This is a genomic window from Enterobacter sp. RCC_40, assembly GCF_041360735.1.
In the GTDB taxonomy this organism is placed as follows: Bacteria; Pseudomonadota; Gammaproteobacteria; order Enterobacterales; family Enterobacteriaceae; genus Enterobacter; species Enterobacter ludwigii.
In genome coordinates this window covers 1,272,359-1,291,188 of sequence record NZ_JBFUPR010000001.1, presented here as the reverse complement: position 1 = coordinate 1,291,188, position 18,830 = coordinate 1,272,359, and the positions used below count along the sequence as shown (strand labels likewise).

General features: G+C 55.4%; 18 protein-coding genes. 9 read left to right on the top strand and 9 right to left on the bottom strand.

Going from position 1 to position 18,830, the window contains the following annotated elements:
- Window positions 1-27: 27 nt before the first annotated feature.
- On the bottom strand, window positions 28-1,689 hold the full coding sequence (locus AB6731_RS06015; protein WP_014169836.1) for a methyl-accepting chemotaxis protein: 1,662 nt from the start codon (window positions 1,687-1,689) through the stop codon (window positions 28-30).
- 144 nt (window positions 1,690-1,833) lie between these two features.
- Here AB6731_RS06015 and AB6731_RS06010 point away from each other — a divergent pair, with 144 nt between their 5' ends.
- The 3 genes from AB6731_RS06010 (at window position 1,834) to umuC (ending at window position 4,614) form a co-directional block, all read left to right on the top strand.
- Entirely contained in the window at window positions 1,834-2,700 is an 867-nt protein-coding gene (locus AB6731_RS06010) for an aldo/keto reductase family oxidoreductase (protein WP_020884301.1), read from the top strand.
- Window positions 2,701-2,933: 233 nt separating this feature from the next.
- The gene (gene umuD, locus AB6731_RS06005) at window positions 2,934-3,368 is read left to right on the top strand and encodes a translesion error-prone DNA polymerase V autoproteolytic subunit (protein WP_044866940.1); all 435 of its coding nucleotides are present in this window, start codon (window positions 2,934-2,936) and stop codon (window positions 3,366-3,368) included.
- Complete coding sequence (gene umuC, locus AB6731_RS06000) at window positions 3,352-4,614, top strand: translesion error-prone DNA polymerase V subunit UmuC (RefSeq protein ID WP_014169839.1); 1,263 nt, start codon at window positions 3,352-3,354, stop codon at window positions 4,612-4,614. Before umuD ends, umuC begins: the two co-directional genes overlap by 17 nt.
- 7 nt (window positions 4,615-4,621) lie before the next feature.
- On the opposite strand, the gene AB6731_RS05995 is transcribed toward umuC, so the two are convergent.
- Window positions 4,622-5,503, bottom strand: a complete 882-nt coding sequence (locus AB6731_RS05995) for a LysR family transcriptional regulator (RefSeq protein ID WP_014169840.1) — start codon at window positions 5,501-5,503, stop codon at window positions 4,622-4,624.
- 97 nt (window positions 5,504-5,600) lie between these two features.
- Between AB6731_RS05995 and AB6731_RS05990 the strand changes: the two genes are divergently transcribed.
- Entirely contained in the window at window positions 5,601-6,656 is a 1,056-nt protein-coding gene (locus AB6731_RS05990; RefSeq protein ID WP_371006051.1) for an SDR family oxidoreductase, read from the top strand.
- A 66-nt stretch (window positions 6,657-6,722) separates the two neighbouring features.
- Here AB6731_RS05990 and AB6731_RS05985 read toward each other — a convergent pair whose 3' ends face one another.
- Window positions 6,723-8,231 carry a PLP-dependent aminotransferase family protein gene (locus AB6731_RS05985; RefSeq protein ID WP_371006050.1) on the bottom strand — a complete coding sequence of 503 codons (1,509 nt, stop codon included), beginning with the start codon at window positions 8,229-8,231 and terminating at the stop codon, window positions 6,723-6,725.
- A 36-nt stretch (window positions 8,232-8,267) separates the two neighbouring features.
- Between AB6731_RS05985 and AB6731_RS05980 the strand changes: the two genes are divergently transcribed.
- A complete protein-coding gene (locus tag AB6731_RS05980; protein ID WP_371006049.1) occupies window positions 8,268-9,035 on the top strand; it encodes an arylamine N-acetyltransferase in 768 nt (255 codons plus the stop codon).
- A gap of 120 nt (window positions 9,036-9,155) precedes the next feature.
- Here AB6731_RS05980 and AB6731_RS05975 read toward each other — a convergent pair whose 3' ends face one another.
- Window positions 9,156-9,425 (bottom strand): hypothetical protein, encoded by a 270-nt coding sequence (locus AB6731_RS05975; RefSeq protein ID WP_032681142.1) that lies wholly within the window; start codon window positions 9,423-9,425, stop codon window positions 9,156-9,158.
- Between the two features lie 56 nt (window positions 9,426-9,481).
- Window positions 9,482-9,829, bottom strand: a complete 348-nt coding sequence (gene yajD / locus AB6731_RS05970; protein WP_014169845.1) for an HNH nuclease YajD — start codon at window positions 9,827-9,829, stop codon at window positions 9,482-9,484.
- 178 nt (window positions 9,830-10,007) lie between these two features.
- On the opposite strand from yajD, the gene AB6731_RS05965 reads away from it, so the two are divergent.
- On the top strand, window positions 10,008-11,033 hold the full coding sequence (locus AB6731_RS05965) for an LLM class flavin-dependent oxidoreductase (protein WP_014169846.1): 1,026 nt from the start codon (window positions 10,008-10,010) through the stop codon (window positions 11,031-11,033).
- A gap of 96 nt (window positions 11,034-11,129) precedes the next feature.
- Here AB6731_RS05965 and AB6731_RS05960 read toward each other — a convergent pair whose 3' ends face one another.
- Window positions 11,130-12,173: an AI-2E family transporter gene (locus AB6731_RS05960; RefSeq protein ID WP_014169847.1), complete on the bottom strand. Its 1,044-nt coding sequence runs from the start codon at window positions 12,171-12,173 to the stop codon at window positions 11,130-11,132.
- Between the two features lie 421 nt (window positions 12,174-12,594).
- Between AB6731_RS05960 and mdtJ the strand changes: the two genes are divergently transcribed.
- From mdtJ to AB6731_RS05945, 3 genes are all read left to right on the top strand, one after another.
- Window positions 12,595-12,957 (top strand): multidrug/spermidine efflux SMR transporter subunit MdtJ, encoded by a 363-nt coding sequence (gene mdtJ / locus AB6731_RS05955; protein ID WP_025204323.1) that lies wholly within the window; start codon window positions 12,595-12,597, stop codon window positions 12,955-12,957.
- Window positions 12,944-13,273 carry a multidrug/spermidine efflux SMR transporter subunit MdtI gene (mdtI, locus tag AB6731_RS05950; RefSeq protein WP_014169849.1) on the top strand — a complete coding sequence of 110 codons (330 nt, stop codon included), beginning with the start codon at window positions 12,944-12,946 and terminating at the stop codon, window positions 13,271-13,273. Before mdtJ ends, mdtI begins: the two co-directional genes overlap by 14 nt.
- 85 nt (window positions 13,274-13,358) lie before the next feature.
- The gene (locus AB6731_RS05945) at window positions 13,359-15,521 is read left to right on the top strand and encodes a bifunctional diguanylate cyclase/phosphodiesterase (RefSeq protein ID WP_014169850.1); all 2,163 of its coding nucleotides are present in this window, start codon (window positions 13,359-13,361) and stop codon (window positions 15,519-15,521) included.
- A 1-nt stretch (window position 15,522) separates the two neighbouring features.
- Here AB6731_RS05945 and AB6731_RS05940 read toward each other — a convergent pair whose 3' ends face one another.
- From AB6731_RS05940 to AB6731_RS05930, 3 genes are all read right to left on the bottom strand, one after another.
- A complete protein-coding gene (locus AB6731_RS05940) occupies window positions 15,523-16,344 on the bottom strand; it encodes a serine protease (protein WP_020884292.1) in 822 nt (273 codons plus the stop codon).
- A 278-nt stretch (window positions 16,345-16,622) separates the two neighbouring features.
- Window positions 16,623-17,012, bottom strand: coding sequence for an acid resistance repetitive basic protein Asr (asr, locus tag AB6731_RS05935; RefSeq protein WP_032670412.1), 390 nt, complete (start codon window positions 17,010-17,012; stop codon window positions 16,623-16,625).
- Between the two features lie 177 nt (window positions 17,013-17,189).
- Window positions 17,190-18,677 carry a carboxypeptidase M32 gene (locus tag AB6731_RS05930; RefSeq protein ID WP_371006048.1) on the bottom strand — a complete coding sequence of 496 codons (1,488 nt, stop codon included), beginning with the start codon at window positions 18,675-18,677 and terminating at the stop codon, window positions 17,190-17,192.
- Window positions 18,678-18,830: the final 153 nt, after the last annotated feature.

Here is an 18,830-nt window from a genome sequence, read left to right as displayed (position 1 = left end):
CGGGCGAGACGTTCGCCCGTCTGTCACTCAGAAGGTTTCCCAGTTGCTGTCGGTGGCGGTGTTGGCCGTTGCCGGGCGTAACAGCTGTGGGGTTTTCACCGTGGCCGGGCGGGGCGCGGTGGCTTTTTCCTTTCCGTTCAGGCGAAACGCTGCCACAGCCTGGCGCAGTTGTTCCGACTGATCTTCCAGGGCCGCCGCCGCCGTGGCGGATTGCTGTACCAGCGCGGCGTTTTGCTGTGTGACGCTGTCCATCTGCGAAACGGCCAGGCTCACCTGTTCAATGCCGCGGCTCTGTTCATCGGACGCCGACGAAATCTCGCCCATGATATCGGTCACGCGGGTCACGGCAGCGACAATCTCCTTCATGGTTGCGCCCGCTTCGCTGACCTGCTCTGAACCGGTATTCACCCGGCTGACGGAGTTCTCAATCAGCCCTTTGATCTCTTTCGCCGCCTGCGCACTGCGGCTGGCCAGCGTGCGGACTTCACCTGCGACGACCGCAAAGCCACGACCTTGCTCCCCGGCACGCGCGGCTTCCACCGCCGCGTTAAGCGCCAGAATGTTTGTCTGGAAGGCAATGCTGTCAATCACGCCGGTAATGTGCGCAATTTGCTGCGAGCTGTCGGCGATTTCGGTCATGGTACGGACAACGTTATCCACCACGTGACCGCCACGGGCCGCCGTTTCTGAAGCGTTTTTCGCCAGTAGCGTAGCCTGACGGGCGTTGTCGGAGTTCTGTTTAACCGTTGCGGTCAGCTCTTCCATGCTGGCAGCCGTCTCCTCCAGCGAAGCCGCCTGTTGCTCGGTGCGGGCAGACAGATCGTTGCTTCCGGCGGCAATTTCACCTGCGCCTGTGTAAATGGAGTCGGTGCTACCACGCACGGCGCTGACGGTGGTCACCAGCGACTGCTGCATCTCATGCAGACCCGCCGCCAGCTGGCCCATCTCATTGCGGCCAGACAGGGCGATATCCTGCGTCAGATCGCCGCCCGCAATGGCGCGAATATGGTTCATAATCATGTGGAGCGGTTTTAACAGCAGGTGTTGTAAACCCTGCCAGATCACCACCAGTACCGCGATAACGGCCAGGAAGATCGCTGCCAGCGTCCATTGCATCTGGGTAAAGCTGCTCTGGTTCTCTTCGGTTGCGGCTTTCAGCAGGGTGTTGTTTTCGGCGCGCCAGCGGTTATAAACCCCTTCCATATCGTCCTGGGCCTGTTGGGCATCCAGATCGCCATAGGCCTGGTAGTTGTCGGCACGCAGATACGCAATGGAGAGACGCATTACTTCATGCATCTGGCTCCATGATTTCTGCATTTCGTCGGTTAATGCCGCGTTCTGGCCGTTAACCTGCGGCATTTTCTGCCACTCTTTGTTATAGGCTTCAGCTTTAGCCAGAGAATCAGCCGCGGTGCCAAGCAGTTTGTTGATCGCCGCAAGGGACGCCGGGTCGCGCTGGTTTTTCAGGTAGCGGATCGCCACGCGGGTGACGGTGACGCGCGTTTTGATCAGCGTGTTCACGCTGTCGCTCAGGCTCTCCTGCTGGGCATTGAGCACCCCGGAGTTCTGGAAGTTATGGCGGTCGTTGCTGACGGCAGAGTAGAACAACCCTCCCGTGACAACTTGCAACAGACAGAATATGGTGAGAGCAAAGATAATACCGGTAATCACGTGCAGATTTTTCAGCATAGCGGTCGTCCGTTAGAGAAGATGCAGGGTTACACAAATACTATCGTCGTAGAGAAATTAAACTTTAATTTAACTCGCGCTTAACTACGGGGTCTGTTAAGGAACTCGTTGTAAATCCGGATCATTTTTATGAGGAAGGTCGACATGAGCAGCATTGATAAAAGCGGGACGTACGCACTGGGGTCGCGGACGGTTAAACGGCTTGGCTATGGCGCGATGCAGCTTGCCGGGCCGGGCGTGTTTGGTCCTCCAAAGGACAAAAATGCCGCGCTGGATGTGCTCCGCGAAGCGGTGGCTGCTGGGGTGAATCACATTGATACCAGCGATTTTTACGGGCCTCATATCACCAACCAGCTGATCCGCGAGGCGCTTCATCCGTACCGCGACGATCTGACGCTCGTCACCAAGATCGGTGCCCGTCGCGGCAGTGATGCCTCCTGGCTGCCGGCCTTCTCCGCGCAGGAACTGACGCAGGCGGTACATGACAACCTGCGTAATCTGCAGCTGGATGTGCTGGACGTGGTTAATCTGCGCATCATGTTCAGCGCACACGGGCCAGCAGAAGGCTCGATTGCTGAACCTCTCGCCACGCTGGCCGAGTTACAACAGCAAGGTTTGGTGCGCCATATTGGCCTGAGCAACGTCACGGCCACCCAGGTTGCGGAAGCGCAGAAGATGGTGCAGGTGGTGTGTGTGCAGAACATGTACAACATCGTGAACCGTGGCGATGATGCGCTGGTGGATTCGCTGGCGCAGCAGGGGATTGCGTATGTGCCGTTCTTCCCGCTGGGCGGTTTTACACCCCTGCAATCATCCGGGCTGCAGGCGGTCGCTGATTCGCTGGGCGTAACGGCAATGCAGGTCGCGCTGGCGTGGTTGCTGCAACGTTCGCCGAACATCCTGCTGATCCCCGGCACCTCCTCCGTGGCGCATCTGCGACAAAATCTTGCGGCGGCGGAGCTGGTGCTCCCGGCTGACGCGCTGGAAACGCTCGATTCGCTGGCGGATTAAGCCAGACAGGCATAAGCCCAAAGCAGTGCTTTGGGCTTTTTTGTCCCTCTTGAAACCTGAATGTCGCTGCCGCAGGCGTTATCTGGCTATTCTTTCGCCGATGCGCAGGATACGGCTGAATTAAATCCGCTCACACTTCAATGCGTTTGGGGTGACCCCCGTAAAGGACCTTGATCCTTGTCCATAATCCGTAATACTGTATTTATATACAGTATCTGACGAGAAAGGCATTTATGGACACTCTCTTTTCTTATTATCCAAAGCAACCTCTTGAATTACCGTTATTTGTAGAACGCGTAGCGTGTGGTTTTCCAAGCCCGGCACAGGATTATGTGGAGGATCGTCTCGATCTTAACCGCCTGGCCGTCAGGCATCCCAGCGCGACCTACTTTGTGAAGGTGAGCGGAGACTCGATGATCGGCGTTGGGATCGGCGATGGCGATCTGCTGGTCGTCGATCGTTCGTTAAACGCCGTGCACGGGGATATTGTGGTGGCATCCGTCGCGGGTGAGTTTACGGTCAAAGAGCTGCAGACCCGCCCGATCCTGAGGTTAGTGCCGCATAACGTTCGCTATCAGCCGATCACGTTTCAGTCCGAAGAGGAACTGCAGATCTTCGGTGTTGTCACCCACACACTCAAAACGCATAAACATGTTCGCACTGGTTGATGTGAACAGCTTTTATGCCTCCTGCGAGACGGTGTTTCGGCCCGATCTGCGGGGCAAACCCGTGGTGGTGGTCTCCAATAACGACGGCTGCATTATTTCGCTGTCGCGGGAGGCAAAGCAGTTCGATATAAAAATGGGCGAGCCGTATTTCAAATTCAAAGAGAAGCGCTTTCCCGCGCGGGTTTACGTCTTTAGCTCGAACTATGCGCTTTACGCCGATCTCAGCAGCCGGGTGATGCAGACGCTGACCGACTTCGCCCCGGCCATAGAGATTTACTCCATTGATGAGGCGTTTGTGAACGTTGCTGGCGTCAGCAACTGCATGGCGCTGGAGGCGTTTGGTCATCATATGCGCACGCAGGTGTTTAAAAATACGGGATTAACCGTTGGCGTAGGCATTGCCCCCACGAAAACGCTGGCGAAGCTGGCCAACTATGCGGCAAAGCGGTGGAGCAGCACGGGAGGCGTAGTGGATTTATCGGATCGCGAGCGGCAGCGTAAACTGCTGGCGCGCGTACCGGTAGAGGAGGTGTGGGGCGTCGGGCGGCGCATTACCAAAAAACTTAATGCGATGGGCGTCACCACGGCGCTGGATCTGGCACAAGCTTCCTCGTGGGTCATCCGCAAACATTTTAACGTTGTCCTGGAGCGCACGGCGCGCGAGTTGCGCGGCGAGCCCTGTCTTGATCTGGAAGAGTTCACGCCCACGAAGCAGCAGATTATCTGTAGCCGCTCGTTTGGACACCGTATTACGCAATACGAGGAGATGCACCAGGCCATTTGCGCCTACGCTGAACGGGCTGCGGAAAAGCTGCGCAGCGAGCATCAATATTGTCGCTTTATCAGCGTGTTTTTGCGTACCAGCCCGCATGCGGACAACGAGGTTTATTACGGCAATCAGGCGTCTGTCACCCTGATGACGCCCACCAATGACTCGCGCGATATCATCCGTGCCGCCACCGATGCGCTGGGGCGCATATGGCTTGACGGCTATCGCTACATGAAAGCGGGGGTGATGCTGGCGGACTTTTTCAGTAGCGGCGTCGCCCAGCTGAATTTATTTGACGATAACCGTTTGCGCGCCAACAGCGCGGCGCTGATGGCGCTGATCGACAGCGTGAATCATTCCGGGAAAGGGAAGATATGGTTTGCCGGGCAGGGGATTGAGAAATCCTGGGCGATGAAGCGCGAGATGTTGTCACCGGCTTATACGACGCGGTACGCGGATTTGCCGGTAGCGAAGTAGACGCCGGTTATTTGGCAAGCGACGGCAGGATTTGTTCGATCACCTGTATCACGCTTCTGACGCGTTGTGGGATAAAGCGGGCGTCGGGGTAGACGGCATAGAGATACCGGTCAGGTAACCGCCAGGCCGGTAATACCGGCACCAGCGTGCCGGCTTGCAACGCCTTTGCCGCAAGCGGCAGCTGCATGCCGCCAATCCCGATGCCTGACTCCAGCGCCTGTAACAGGGCGTCACTGGTGTTGGCACGAAAAACGGTATGCACTTTCACGTCAATTGTTTCCTCACCGGCGATCAACCGTAGAGGCGCATCCCGCGGGATGCCGCTAAATCGCACATGGGGATGTGCCGCCAGTTCGCTGACGGAGTGTACCGCCTGAAAGCCGGGAGCAGCGAACAGCGCGGTTTCAATCCGCATCAGCAGACGTGCCGCATGCGATTGCGGAGGCTCAGCGCTAAGGCGTAGCGCGACATCCACCCCTTCGCTCACCAGGTCGGCAATGCGGTCATCCAGGGACAGCGTCAGGTGCAATGCCGGATGCAGGCGCTGAAGCGCCAGCAGAGGGGGCAAAACGATCTGCCCCAGACCGCTTGGCAACTGAACATGGACGCTGCCCTGAAACTGATGATCGGCAGGGTTCAACCGTCTCTCCGCTTCCTGCATGGCATCCAGCAAAAGCTGCATATCACGGCGATAACGTTCACCCTGCTCGGTGAGCTTCATCATTCGCGTTGTCCGATGCAGTAATACCACCCCGAGCTCCTGTTCCAGGGCGGCAATCTGCTGGCTGACGGCAGACTGCTTCATTCCGCTCTGGCGAGCGGCTGCCGAAAAGGAACCCGCTTCTGCGACGCGCAGAAAGGTGGAAATGGCGTTGAGCTTATTGTTCATTTAATGTTTTTTCTTATAAGTGCCATCGAATTCAGGGGATATGTAGGGAAAAAATAATATATCACACTGTGTCTGTCACCCTAACTGGAGAAACACCGTGAATAAGATGCAGCCACAAAACGTCGCGCTGGTCGCTGGCGCCAGCGGGATCGTAGGCAGACAGCTCGTCAAAACGCTCCTGGACAACAAATGGCAGGTGATTGGCCTGAGCCGCCATGCCTTATCCCATCCTGATGCTATTTCGCTGATCAACGTTGATTTACTGGATGCGGAGGAAAGCGCCAGGGCTTTGCAAGCCGCTGGCGAGATCACCCATATTTTTTACAGCGCCTGGATGAATGCCGGGAGCTGGACGGAAATGGTTGAACCGAACGTCACGATGTTGCGCAACCTGGTCAGCAATATTGAAAAAACGGCGCCTTTGCAGACGGTAAGCCTGATGCAGGGATACAAAGTGTATGGCGCGCACCTGGGACCGTTCAAAACCCCGGCACGCGAAAGCGATCCGGGCGTACCCGGGGCAGAATTTAACGCCGCTCAGCTCGCGTGGCTCCGTGATTTTCAGCGGGGAAAACGCTGGCACTGGAATGCCATCAGGCCAGGCGTGGTGGGCAGTTCGGTGCCAGGCAATACAATGAACCTTGCGCTGAGCATCGCACTGTATGCGTCCCTGTGTAAGGCTCTGGGTTTACCTCTGCGTTTTCCCGGTTCGGAACAGACCTGGCACAGCATTGTTGATCATACTGACGCCGGATTGCTGGCGGAGGCAACGCTGTGGGCAGCCACATCACGTAGGGCTAACAACCAGGCTTTCAACGTGAATAATGGGGACATCTGGCGCTGGAGCGAGCTGTGGCCGCGCATCGCACGCTGGTTTGAACTGGACTCTGCGCCGCCGGTCAGATTGTCATTCCATCAGTTGTTTAAGGATTATCGTGCGTTATGGCGCGACATTGCCGGGGAGCGGTTGGTGGAGGCGGATATTTTGCAGCTGAACGACGGGCATTTTGCCGATTTTGTCTTTAGCTGGAATTACGACATGTTTGGCGACGGCAGTAAGCTCCGCCGGTCAGGGTTCACGCGAATGCAGGCAACCGATGAGATGTTTTTCAGCCTGTTCTCGCAGCTAAGAGCGGCACGTATTATTCCGTAAAAAAAGGGGTGTGCGTTTCTGACGGCAGTAAAAAACGCGAACCCGGATGCAGGGAGTAAAGAGCGCTCAATGCTCACTTTCTGGAATAAGGCCAGAGGAGCTGGCCAGTTCATGACAAAGCGCGCCAATCCGATCCACCGCATTCAGCAGGAGGGGCGTGGGTTCGTTGGCACAATTTAATCGCAGGAAATTCGTTAAGTGTGCGCGGGGGGAAAACAGCGGCCCGGGGCTAACGCCAATGTTCAGTGTCAGCGCGCGGCGGTGCACCTCCAGTGCATTCACCTGGTGTGGAAGTTCAACCCACAACAGGAAACCGGCAGCCGGCACGTTAACGCGTGTGCCGGGAGGGAAGCTTGCCTTGACGCGCGCAATGACGGCACCAATCCCCTCCGCGATGCGCCGCTTTAGCCGCCGCAGATGACGATCGTAGTCGCCACTGGCCAGGATTTCGCTCGTTGCGGCTTCAAACAGCGGCGCGCCTGCCCAGTCTCCGGCCATACGCGCCTGCAGGACCTGGGCGTGGTAACGTCCGGGCGCAATCCAGCCGATGCGCCATCCGGGCGCAAGCGTTTTAGACAATGAACTGCAGTAAATGACATTCCCGCTCTGGTCGAACGCTTTACAGGCCGGAGGACGTTGCCCCTCGCCGACCAGATCACCATAAACATCGTCCTCAATTAACGGGATGCCTGCATCTTCCAGCAGGGCAACAAGTTCCTGCTTGCGGGTGACGGACATACTGGCGCCCAGCGGATTTTGCACGGTGGGCGAGGCCAGAACGGCCGCTGGATGATGGCACCGAATAGCATCGGCGAGCGGCGCCAGCAACAACCCTTCTTGAGGATCGGTTGGGATCTCCAGCGCCTTCAGGCCCAAATCTTCCAGCAGCAACAGCGTACCGAAATAGGCGGGTTGTTCTATCGCTACTACGTCGCCAGGCTGGCACACAGCCCGCAACGCCAGACGCAGCGCCTGTGTTGCGCCAGCGGTGATGATGAGATCCTCTGCACCAAAACGGCCGCCCCATTGCGCTGCCCGGGCGGCAATCTTACTGCGCAAATCAACCCGTCCCGGAGGCAGGCTATAGCTTTGCCCACGCGCTTCCAGACGTCGACCTGCAGACTGCAGCGCACGTTGCAGGGTATCGCCTGGCAGCCACGCGGGGTCGGGCAAGGCAGCCCCCAGCGGTACCAGCCGGGCTTCTGCACTACTGAATAACGATCGCGCGACGGCTGACATTGTCACAGGCACGGGGCCGGGCAGGGAACGGGTGGGCTGCACGCATCGGGACAGGCGGGTCTGACGGACGTAGTAGCCCGAACGCGGACGCGCAACGATCAGGCCTTCGGCCTCAAGGCAGCGGAGTGCTTCCAGTGCCGTCGGGAGACTGACCTGTTCGCGCTCGGCCAGTTTACGTGCAGAGATCATCCGGTCGCCGATTTGCAACGCGCCTGAAGCCAGCGTAAGACGCAGCATCTCAGCAATCCGACGGTAATGGGGGGACGGGGCGGCCATGGGGATCTGTGCAGTCAAATTTTCGATAAAACTGACTATACAGCCAATGAAGTGCCCCATCTATAGTGTCCGGCATGTTCCAGACAAGGAGGCACTATGCACAGCGACAATTTCGATATTTCTGCCTATTTCAGGCGCATAAACTATACCGGCCCTGCGGCTGCCGATACTGCTACCCTGCATGCGCTTATGCGCCATCAGCTCTTTTCGATACCCTTTGAAAATGGGGATGTACAGGCGGGTAAAGTTGTCTCGCTGGTACCCGAAGACATTGCCGATAAGCTGTTGAGGCAGAAGCGCGGCGGTTACTGCTATGAGGTGAATGGGCTATTTGCGATGGCGCTGGAGGCATTGGGCATTCGCTGGCGTTTTGTCGCGGCGCGCCCGATGTTCTACCCGGTGCGTCGGCCTAAAACCCATATGGCACTCATTGCTGAGATTGACGGTCGTCAGTGGCTTTGTGACCTCGGGTTCGGTAGCTACGGCATCCGTGCTCCGATGGCGTTAGACATGCTTGATACGGATATCCGGCAGGATTTCGACACGTTCCGGCTGACCCGTAACGCTGAGGGTGAGTATCTGCTTCAGGCATGGGTGGAGGGTAAATGGGCCAGTCAGTACGGCTTTGACCTCTCTCCTCAGGAGTGGATTGATTTTGTGCCTGCCAACTACCTTAACTCCACGCACCCGGACGCCATTTTTGTGCAGAAGCTGCTCGTCGTACAGCATCGCCCGGAAGGACGCCAGATTTTGCTGGGTAACGTGCTGAAAACGATCACCGCGCAGGGCGTTGAAACGCAGCAGCTGGCAGAAAATGACATTGCCTCTGTACTGAAAAATTGTTTTGCGCTGACGGTTGAGTGATCCGCAGGGGGACGCTGGACTGTATCGAATCTGCGCATGCGTCCCCGGCTTATCATCGACAATGCGGACTGTTAAAGACAGAAGCTACCTGAGACGTTTTCAGGGCAGAAACCGTATCCGCTACGTAAAAAGCGTCGTAATAATCGACCCTATAATATACAGGGAAAGGATGCCCTGAATGCTACTTAAAGCCCACCGCAAGTAGCGCCACTGGTAGCGTTCTCTGGCATTGGCCTCGGCAATGGGGCCGGTAGCGTCAGGGGCTTCTTTTCTGAAGCGCTGCAGGGTTTGATGACACCACCACACCAGCAGTAATACCAGCACGGTTTTCGTGAGCAGTGAGCCATAAGCATTGAAAAAAACGTCCCAGTAGCAACGGAGTGTATCCATATCCTTTTACCTGTAACTGTGCGGCCCATATGACGAAGAGGGGCAATATTAGGGAATTATTTTTTCTTATTCATCATCGCTTTTAGATCGGCAAACGGGTTGAAAGTGGCCACGCCCATGTCTTTTTGCGCGTCTTCACCCGCCACAACGGTAGTACCGTACTGATCTGCTTCGGTGTATTTCGAGTGTTCATGGTCGTGGCAAAACAGGCACAACAGCTCCCAGTTGCTGCCATCTTCCGGGTTATTAGTATGATCGTGATCGATATGGTGAACCGTGAGCTCGCGCAGGTTTGAATAGACGAACTCGCGTGAGCAGCGTCCACAGACCCAGGGATAGATTTTTAATGCCTTTTCACGGTAGCCACTTTCCAGTCGCGCGTAGTTTTTAGGGATCAGAGCCATTGCCGGTTTTACCTGCCAGGGAAAAAGAAAGACGCACTATATCTCATTATGGGGCGTCATTGCGATCCGCTCAATTCAGTCAATTTATTTGAATTATTCCGTTAAATAAAGGGCATTTATTCTCCCCGGGTAATGCGTAAAGTAGAGATAACGCAAAGCATCATCAGGATATCTCGTTATGAAAAAGATCGGCTTTTTGTCATTTGGTCACTGGACACCGTCACCTCAGTCCGGCACGCGTTCCGCGGCGGACACCCTGTTGCAATCCATCGACCTGGCCGTCGCCGCTGAAGAGCTGGGCGCAGACGGTGCCTATTTCCGTGTGCATCATTTTGCCCGTCAACTCAGCTCTCCGTTCCCCTTACTGGCGGCGATCGGTGCGAAAACGAAAAGCATCGAAATCGGTACTGGCGTGATCGATATGCGCTATGAAAATCCGATGTACATGGCGGAAGATGCGGGCGCGGCGGATTTAATCTCCGGCGGACGTTTGCAGCTGGGGATCAGCCGGGGCTCTCCGGAGCAGGTCATTGATGGCTGGCGTCATTTTGGTTATGTCCCGCAGGAAGGGGAAAATGAATCAGATATGGCGCGCCGACACACCGAGGTACTGCTCGAGGTGCTGCGCGGAGAAGGGTTTGCAAAACCGAACCCACAACCCATGTTCCCAAATCCACCGGGACTGCTGCGCCTGGAGCCACATTCCGAAGGTTTACGTGAGCGCATCTGGTGGGGCGCAGGGTCGAACGCGACAGCGGTATGGGCTGCAAAACTGGGGATGAACCTGCAAAGCTCAACCTTGAAAGATGATGAAACCGGTGAGCCATTCCATATTCAGCAGGCAAAACAGATCCGCGCTTACCGACAGGCCTGGGCGGAAGCCGGGCATACTCGTCAGCCGCGCGTCTCGGTCAGCCGCAGTATTTTCGCGCTGATGGACGATCGTGACCGCATGTACTTCGGCGCAAGCCGGAACGACAGCGATAGCGTGGGTTACCTTGATGAGAAAACGCGCGCAATTTTCGGACGCAGCTATGCCGCTGAGCCTGAAAAGCTGATTGAGCAGTTGAAACAGGACGAAGCGATTGCCGAAGCGGACACCTTATTGCTCACCGTGCCGAACCAGCTCGGAGTGGATTACAACGCGCATGTTATCGAATCCATTCTGAAGCATGTTGCACCGGCAATGGGATGGCGCGAGTAGCCATTTTGTTGTGCGTCGGGCACCGCGCGCGAAAGCCGTAACACCTGCCTGTCTCGTCACCGCCGGTAAGGGGGACGAGACAGGTATCTGCGGAGGTTATTCGACTGGCTTATGGCTCATATCGCTCAGCAGCACGGCGATACTTTGCCCGCCTGCCGTCTGTTCGAGGCCAATCTTCACAATGATGGTCAGCGGAACGGAGAGCAACATGCCGACCGGGCCGAGCAGCCATCCCCAAAAGATAAGGGACAGAAATACCACCAGCGTGGACAATCCCAGACCACGCCCCATCATGCGTGGCTCAAGAATGTTCCCGAACACCAGGTTAATCACCAGATAACCGGCTAGCAGAATCAGCGCATCATAGAACCCACTGAACACCAGCACCTGCAGAATAGGGGGGATAGCGGCCAGCACCGAACCGATGTTGGGGATATAGTTGAGCGCAAAGGCCAGTAATCCCCAGACGAACGCAAACCGGACATCCAGCGCCATCAGCATTCCCCAGACCACGGCCCCGGTGACCAGGCTAATGGCGGTTTTCAGGACCAGATAGCGGGAGACGCTATCCAGCGCGCGTTGAATCGCCCCCATGCCTTCAACCGGACGGACCATTATTTGCTGCAGTTTTGCGGGCAGTTGCGGTACTTCCAACAGCATGAACACCACCGTTAAAAACAGCAGGAAAATCGAGGTCATGGCGTTAGAGAGCTGCGCCAGCAGGCCAGTGACGAGGGTCATGGCGGCATTCGGATCAATGTACTTCAGCAACTCCTCAACGGAGACTTCGATTCCCGCACGCTGCAGCCAGGGTTCTAGCTGCAACAGCGGTATCGCCAGCGACGAGCGGTATTTCGGTAACGTTCGCGTCAGTTCATTGAGGGAGGTGCCGAGATAAGCGACCAGCAGCACCATGGCAATAATAATGATGCTGATAAGCATCGTGATTGCCAGCACGCGCGGGATGCGGAACCGCGTCATGCGCTGTATGAGCGGGTTAAGGATCACCGCAATAAACAGGGCCAGAATAAACGGCACGATGATGTCGGCGGCAAAACGGACGCCCGTCAATATGATCACCAGCATGCCCAGCATGATGACAATTTTTAGCCCGTTCAGGGTAATGATGGGTTTAGCCATGGGGGTTCCTGAATAATATTTTTATTTATAATAAAGGCGAAAGCCGTTTCAATAAACTAACCAAAATCAAACGGGATGGGTAAAGAATTGAAAAGACTTTGAGTAAAAGCCTTACTTATGGTACAAATTTGGCGTGTTCAACTACCGAGGACAATTTTCATCCGCAAAGACGAGAAGCAACAACGCGGATAATTGTAATTTTATGGACAATTTGTTCAGGACGTATTCTTCAAACAACACCGCTGTATTTTTCACTTCCTTCTGCCTTCTTTCTGGTGAGCAACACTGGCGCAACGCGCTATAGTCACATCTTCTGCCTGAGCTGGCGCTACGCGCTTAGCTGTCTGATTTAATTTCATATTTTTGGGTTTGCTGCACGCAGCAGGCCACGATGGATTATATTCTCAAGCAGGAGAAAAACATGTTTTACTGGATTTTATTAGCCCTTGCTATTATCGCTGAAATTACCGGCACGTTGTCGATGAAATGGGCAAGCGTCAGCGATGGCAATACCGGCTTTATTTTAATGCTGGTGATGATTTCACTTTCCTATATTTTCCTGTCGTTTGCAGTGAAGAAAATTGCGCTGGGTGTGGCCTATGCACTGTGGGAAGGGATCGGTATTTTGTTGATCACCCTGTTCAGCGTCTTATTATTTGACGAAACATTATCAACAATGAAGATTGCCGGGTTAACGACGCTGGTAGCAGGTATCGTGCTGATTAAATCGGGTACACGCAAACCGACTAAGCAGCCGAAGGAGCAGACCCATGCAGCAGTTTGAATGGATCCACGCGGCCTGGTTGGGGTTTGCCATCGTGCTGGAGATTTTAGCGAACGTCCTGCTAAAATTCTCTGACGGTTTTCGTCGTAAAATTTACGGACTGTTGTCGATTGCCGCCGTACTGGGGGCGTTCAGCGCCCTGTCACAGGCGGTGAAGGGTATCGATCTGTCCGTGGCCTATGCGCTGTGGGGCGGGTTTGGTATTGCCGCCACCCTGGCAGCCGGCTGGGTGCTGTTCGGTCAGCGTTTAAATAACAAAGGTTGGATTGGACTGATATTGCTGCTTGCCGGCATGATCATGATAAAACTCGCCTGATACACGTTAAGCCATTATTTACAGGCAGCGAAATTCGCTGCCTGTATTACTCTTAAAAAAAGCAAAACATTGAAGAGGATGGCTAATGTATCGCACATTAAGCTGGCGCAATATTCCCACCGCGAGAACATTGTTTGCCATGATCTTCATGGCGGGGATCGGCTTAATCATCTCCATTGTCGCGCTGCTCTATTTATCTCTGCACCTGATCAGCACCAAAACCAATGAAATTGACGAGCACCGCACCACGCTTTCCGTGCAGGGTGCGATACAAACGTCGGTTAACCGTGTCTCGACCCTGGTGATTGATAATGCCGTCTGGGACGATGCGGTACGCGAGGTCTACCGCCCAAAGCTCGATACCGAATGGTTATACAACACCTGGGGAGCGGGCTTTAAAGTCAATAACCTCTATGACGGCACTTTCGTGCTGGATGAGCATTTCAACGTCATCTGGGGATCGTTTCAAAGCCAGCCTTTTGCGGAAACGAATCTCGATTTTTTTGGCAAAGGCCTGCAAGCGCTTATTCAGCAGCACGGACGTGAATTACCCAGCCAGAAGAATATTTATGCCGGGATCACCCGAACGCGTCACGGCGTCGCGTTTGTCGGAATAGGGCTGATCCGACCGATGATCGGGCGATTGCAGGTTAACGACGGTACACGCCGCTATCTGGTGATTACCCGCCATTTGAATGGCGGCATATTATCCGATCTGGGGCAGACCTTTCAGATTGATAACCTCAACTTTACCCCGGATAAAATCAACAGTCTGAGTATGCCGCTGCGCAGTTCTGCAGGGGAGTTACTGGGGTACCTCAACTGGCAGGCACGCCTTCCTGGCGCGCAGGCGGCCCGGGCCGCATCATCCGATATTACGCAGATAGTGGTGCTGGCATCGGTGCTGATCCTGCTGTTCATTATGGTGAGCTGCGTGGGCCTGTACAAACTGGCCCGCGGAGAAAGCCAGGCGCGTCTGGTCGCCAGAACGGACTGGCTAAGCCATCTGCCGAACCGCCGCGCACTCATTGAAGCGCTGGACCGCGTGAGTTTGCGTGGCGATATTGACGTCAAAAGCGTGGTGTTTATCGATCTGGATGGCTTCAAGGACGTCAACGATATCTACGGCCACAGCGTCGGTGACGATCTCATTGTGACCATTGCCAAAACGCTGAATGAATGCGTTCCACCGGGCGGGATGCTGGCGCGCATGGGAGGCGATGAGTTTGCCATGACCATCGGCGGTGAAGGGGCAGAAGCGCTGGCGACCACCTTTGCCGAATCCGTACTGGATTTTCTCAATACCCCCATTCGTCTGGGGGAGCGCACCATTCATATCGGCGCCAGCATCGGGATTGCCAGCGGAACCCTGATTGAATGCACCAGTTCCGAGCTGTTTCGCCGCGCCGATATCGCCATGTACCATTCCAAAATTAGCGGGAAAGGGCGTGTCACCCACTATGACGCGGCGCTGAATAACGCCCGGGAACGCAAGCTTGCGATTGAAAACCAGATCCGTAACGGACTGGAGCGAGACGAGTTTGAGGTCTGGTACCAGCCGATTATTGACGCCCGCAGTCAGAAAATGAGCAGTGTGGAAGCGCTGGTTCGCTGGCCGCGTCGTCCGGAAGGCGAACTCGGTCCGGATACCTTCATTTCCATTGCGGAAACGAGTGGGCTGATTTACAAACTGGGCCAGTTTGTTTTGCAGCGTGCCTGCCAGGATCTGGAGCCGTACAGCGAATTAAAGCTCTCCGTTAATATCTCCCCGGCGCAGTTTCGCGACCCTGAATTCGAAGAAAAAGTGGCCTGGGTTCTGGAAAGCACCCGTTTCCCGGCCAGGCGACTCCAGCTCGAAGTCACGGAGACCTATGTGCTGGAAAACCCCGAGCGTGCCCGCACGGCGATTGCCAACCTTAAAGCACTGGGCACCGCGGTGGCGCTGGATGATTTTGGCACGGGCTATTCGAGTATTGGCTATTTGCGGCGTTTTAATTTCGACACCATTAAGATCGATAAATCACTGGCCGGGCTGGTGGACAACGATGAGCAGGCGGCGGCGCTGGTGAGCGGCACGGTGAGGATCGCCAATGCCCTGGGCATGGCGGTGGTCGCTGAAGGGGTGGAAAACGAAAAGCAGATGAAATTGTTACGGCTGGCTGGCTGCGATCAGCTGCAGGGATTCTGGTTCAGCCAGCCGATGCCGATTGAATCAATCAGGGCGTTACGTCAGGTCAGACAGTGCTGAGTTACTGCTGTGCCAGTGCTTCCAGCTTGTCACGAAAACCGGTCACGGCTAAGGCCCGGTTATCTGCTCGCCATCTGTCTTTTGCCGCTGGCGCAGAGCTTTGAACACCAATCAGCTGCCAGCCGTTATCCGTTTTTAACATCAGCGGCGAGCCGCTGTCACCGGGTAACGTATCGCACTGATGTGAGAGCACGCTGTTTTGCGCCCATCCTGTGACAATACAGTCCGTGTGGGTGTAAAGCGCGTCCAGATGATCGACAGGGTAGCCTGATTGCGTCACCTTACGGTCGGCGGCTTTCAGTGCGGCAGTGAGCGCGGCTTTGTCTCCGTCAAATAACGGAAGCGGGGTTATGCCAGAAGGCGGGTAGCGCAAAATGATCAGGCCAAAATCCCAGGATGCCGCTGACGGAGGCACTATCCAGCCGTCACCGTCGGGCTTCAGACGTTTGCCGAGAGAAGCATCAACCCGTCCCTCAATACCGTGAATTTCATAACGCCACATCCCTTTTTGCGACACAAATCGCAGGGCAACGGCTTTGTCTGGCTTGCCGTCTGGCGGTGTCAGCAGGCAGTGGCCAGCCGTCAGGGCTAGTTGCGGGGTAATCAGCGTAGCGGTACATAAATTACCGCTGGCGGTTTCCAGTTGCCCGATAGCGTCCCAGGGTGCCTGGGTAGGATCGGCGACGCGCGTACGATCGTCATGACCGAAAAACAGCGTTTTAAGCTCTTTCGCGCTAATGGTTTCATCACCGCCATCATCCGCATGTGAGAATCCAGAAAAAAGACCAAACGTTCCCAGTAACAACACAACAGATTTACGCATATCACACTCTGGTGGGGGCAATTATGATTATTAAAAGTGAACCCTATAAAAATACTATAGACGGGACAGCGCTAAAGTGGGAGTAAAATCAGCGTGCTACGATCAGGAAAGATAAAAATGGCTTGCGATGAGCGCGCATAAAATAAGCAGGATAAGAATCAGCTCAAACCGATAGCGCCGCAGCATACGCCCTCCGGATAAAAAAAACGGCGCTGGACCTTTCCGGTTCAGCGCCGGTTTACCAACGTGCCCCGAAAGGCACGGTTAAGCTTGTACTCTTACGCAGCTGGCTGTGCAGCTGGTTTAGCAGCTTCGTGTTTTACTGCTTTTTTGTGATGCTTTTTAGCGGCCTGGGCTTTCTGTTCTACAGCAGGTTTGGTCGCTTTTTTGTGGTGCTTTTTAGCGGCCTGCGCTTTCTGCTCTACAGCCGGTTTAGCGGCATCTTGTTTAACGGCTTTTTTGTGGTGTTTTTTAGCAGCCTGGGCTTTTTGCTCTGCAGCAGGTTTAGCGGCTTTATGGTGTTTCTTGTGGTGTACGGTTTTTGCCGGAGCAGCAGTCGTCGTTGCAGCTGGCGCAGCAGCAGCCGGTGCAGCAGTGGTTTCAGCAGCAAACGCAGCAGAAGACAGACCCATAGCAGCGGCAACAACCAGAGCTAATACTTTTTTCATGTTCATACCCTCGAATTTGGTTTTTCATTTAACCCCACTGCGGGGCCGTTGAAAGAACTATATCCCTGTAAATTCGGGGTTTCCGTGAGTGATTGGTATCGGCGTGTAACGGAATGTACAAAGGGCGGTAAAGGGTGCGCAAAAGGAAAACGGCCGGAGCGTACTCCGGCCGCTGGATTACAGATAACGGGACGTCAAATGCTCGCGGAAGTAACGGATATTCAGGTCTTCACCCGTCGCCTGGGTAATCAGTTGCGAAGTGGTGAAGCGGCTACCGTGCTGCCAGATGTTCTGACGCAGCCAGTCAAACAGGGCGGAGAAATCGCCCTCAGCGATGGAGGACTGCAGACCCGGCAGCGCCGTTTTGGCCGCATGGAACAATTGCGCGGCGTACATCGCGCCGAGCGTGTAGGACGGGAAGTAGCCAAAACCGCCGTCGGTCCAGTGAATGTCCTGCATACAGCCGTTGCGGTAGTTATCTTTGGTTGATAACCCGAGCCAGGCCTGCATTTTCTCATCCCACAGCGCCGGAATGTCATCCACCTCGATATCGCTATTGATCAGCGCACGTTCAATTTCATAGCGCAGCACCACATGTGCCGGGTAGCTGACTTCGTCGGCATCGACGCGGATATAGCCCGGTTTCACGCGCTGGTTCCAGGCAATAAAGTTCTCTTCACTGAACGCCGCCTGACTGCCAAAACGGGCGTGAACCGCAGGAAGGAGATGTTTAAGGAAAGCGTCGCTGCGCCCCAGCTGCATCTCAAAGAACAGGCTCTGGGATTCGTGGATCGCCGTTGAACGGGCCAGCGCGACAGGTTGACCGGCCCACGTTCGTGGCAGGTTTTGCTCGTAGCGCGCGTGTCCGGTTTCGTGGATCACGCCAAACAGCGCGCTGAGCAGCTCGTCCTCATCATAACGCGTGGTGATGCGCACATCTTCCGGCACGCCACCGCAGAACGGGTGTGCACTGACGTCCAGGCGACCGCCGTTAAAATCAAAGCCGAGCATCTTCATGGCTTCAAGCCCAAGTTCACGCTGCGTTGCCGTCGGGAAGGGGCCCTGCGGCGGAACGAACGACTGCTGAGCCTGTTTTTCCACAACGTTTGCCAGCAGGTCCGGCAGCCAGGATTTCATATCCGCGAACAGTACGTCCAGACGCGCACTGGTCATGTCCGGCTCGAAAATATCCAGCAGCGCGTCGTAAGGGCTGCAGCCTTTGGCTTCAGCACGCAGACGAGCCTCCTCGCGGCTCAGTTTGACGACCTCTTTCAGGTTGGCGGCAAACCCCTGCCAGTCATTGGCCGGGCGCTGGGTACGCCAGGCGTGCTCACATTTGCTGCCTGCCAGCGATTTGGCTTCCACCAGCGCTTCCGGCAACAGCGACGCCTGCTGGTAATGACGCGTCATTTCACGCAGGTTGGCTTGTTCAATATCATTCAGGTCCTCACCGGCCGCGGCGGTGAGCCATTCACCCACCTTTTTATCGGTCAGGATCTGGTGTTGCAGAACGCTCATTTCGGCCAGCGCTTCACCGCGCGCGGCACTGCCGCCCGGTGGCATCATGGTAAACATATCCCAGCTGGCGATGGAGGAGAGGTGGGAGAAACGGGAGAGGCGCTGGAAGGTGCGGGTGAGTTGTTGGTAGTGGCTGTTTTCGCTCATTTCGTTTTCTCTTTGCAAGGCGATGTTTCAGGCATGAAGAGTGAGTAGTATCAAAATTCCCGCCTGAATCCAAGCCATTACCCCTTAGAGTTTGGTGCTATTTCGTTCAGTAACGCTGTGTTATAACCCTAAAAAAAACGACTGCCGGATGGA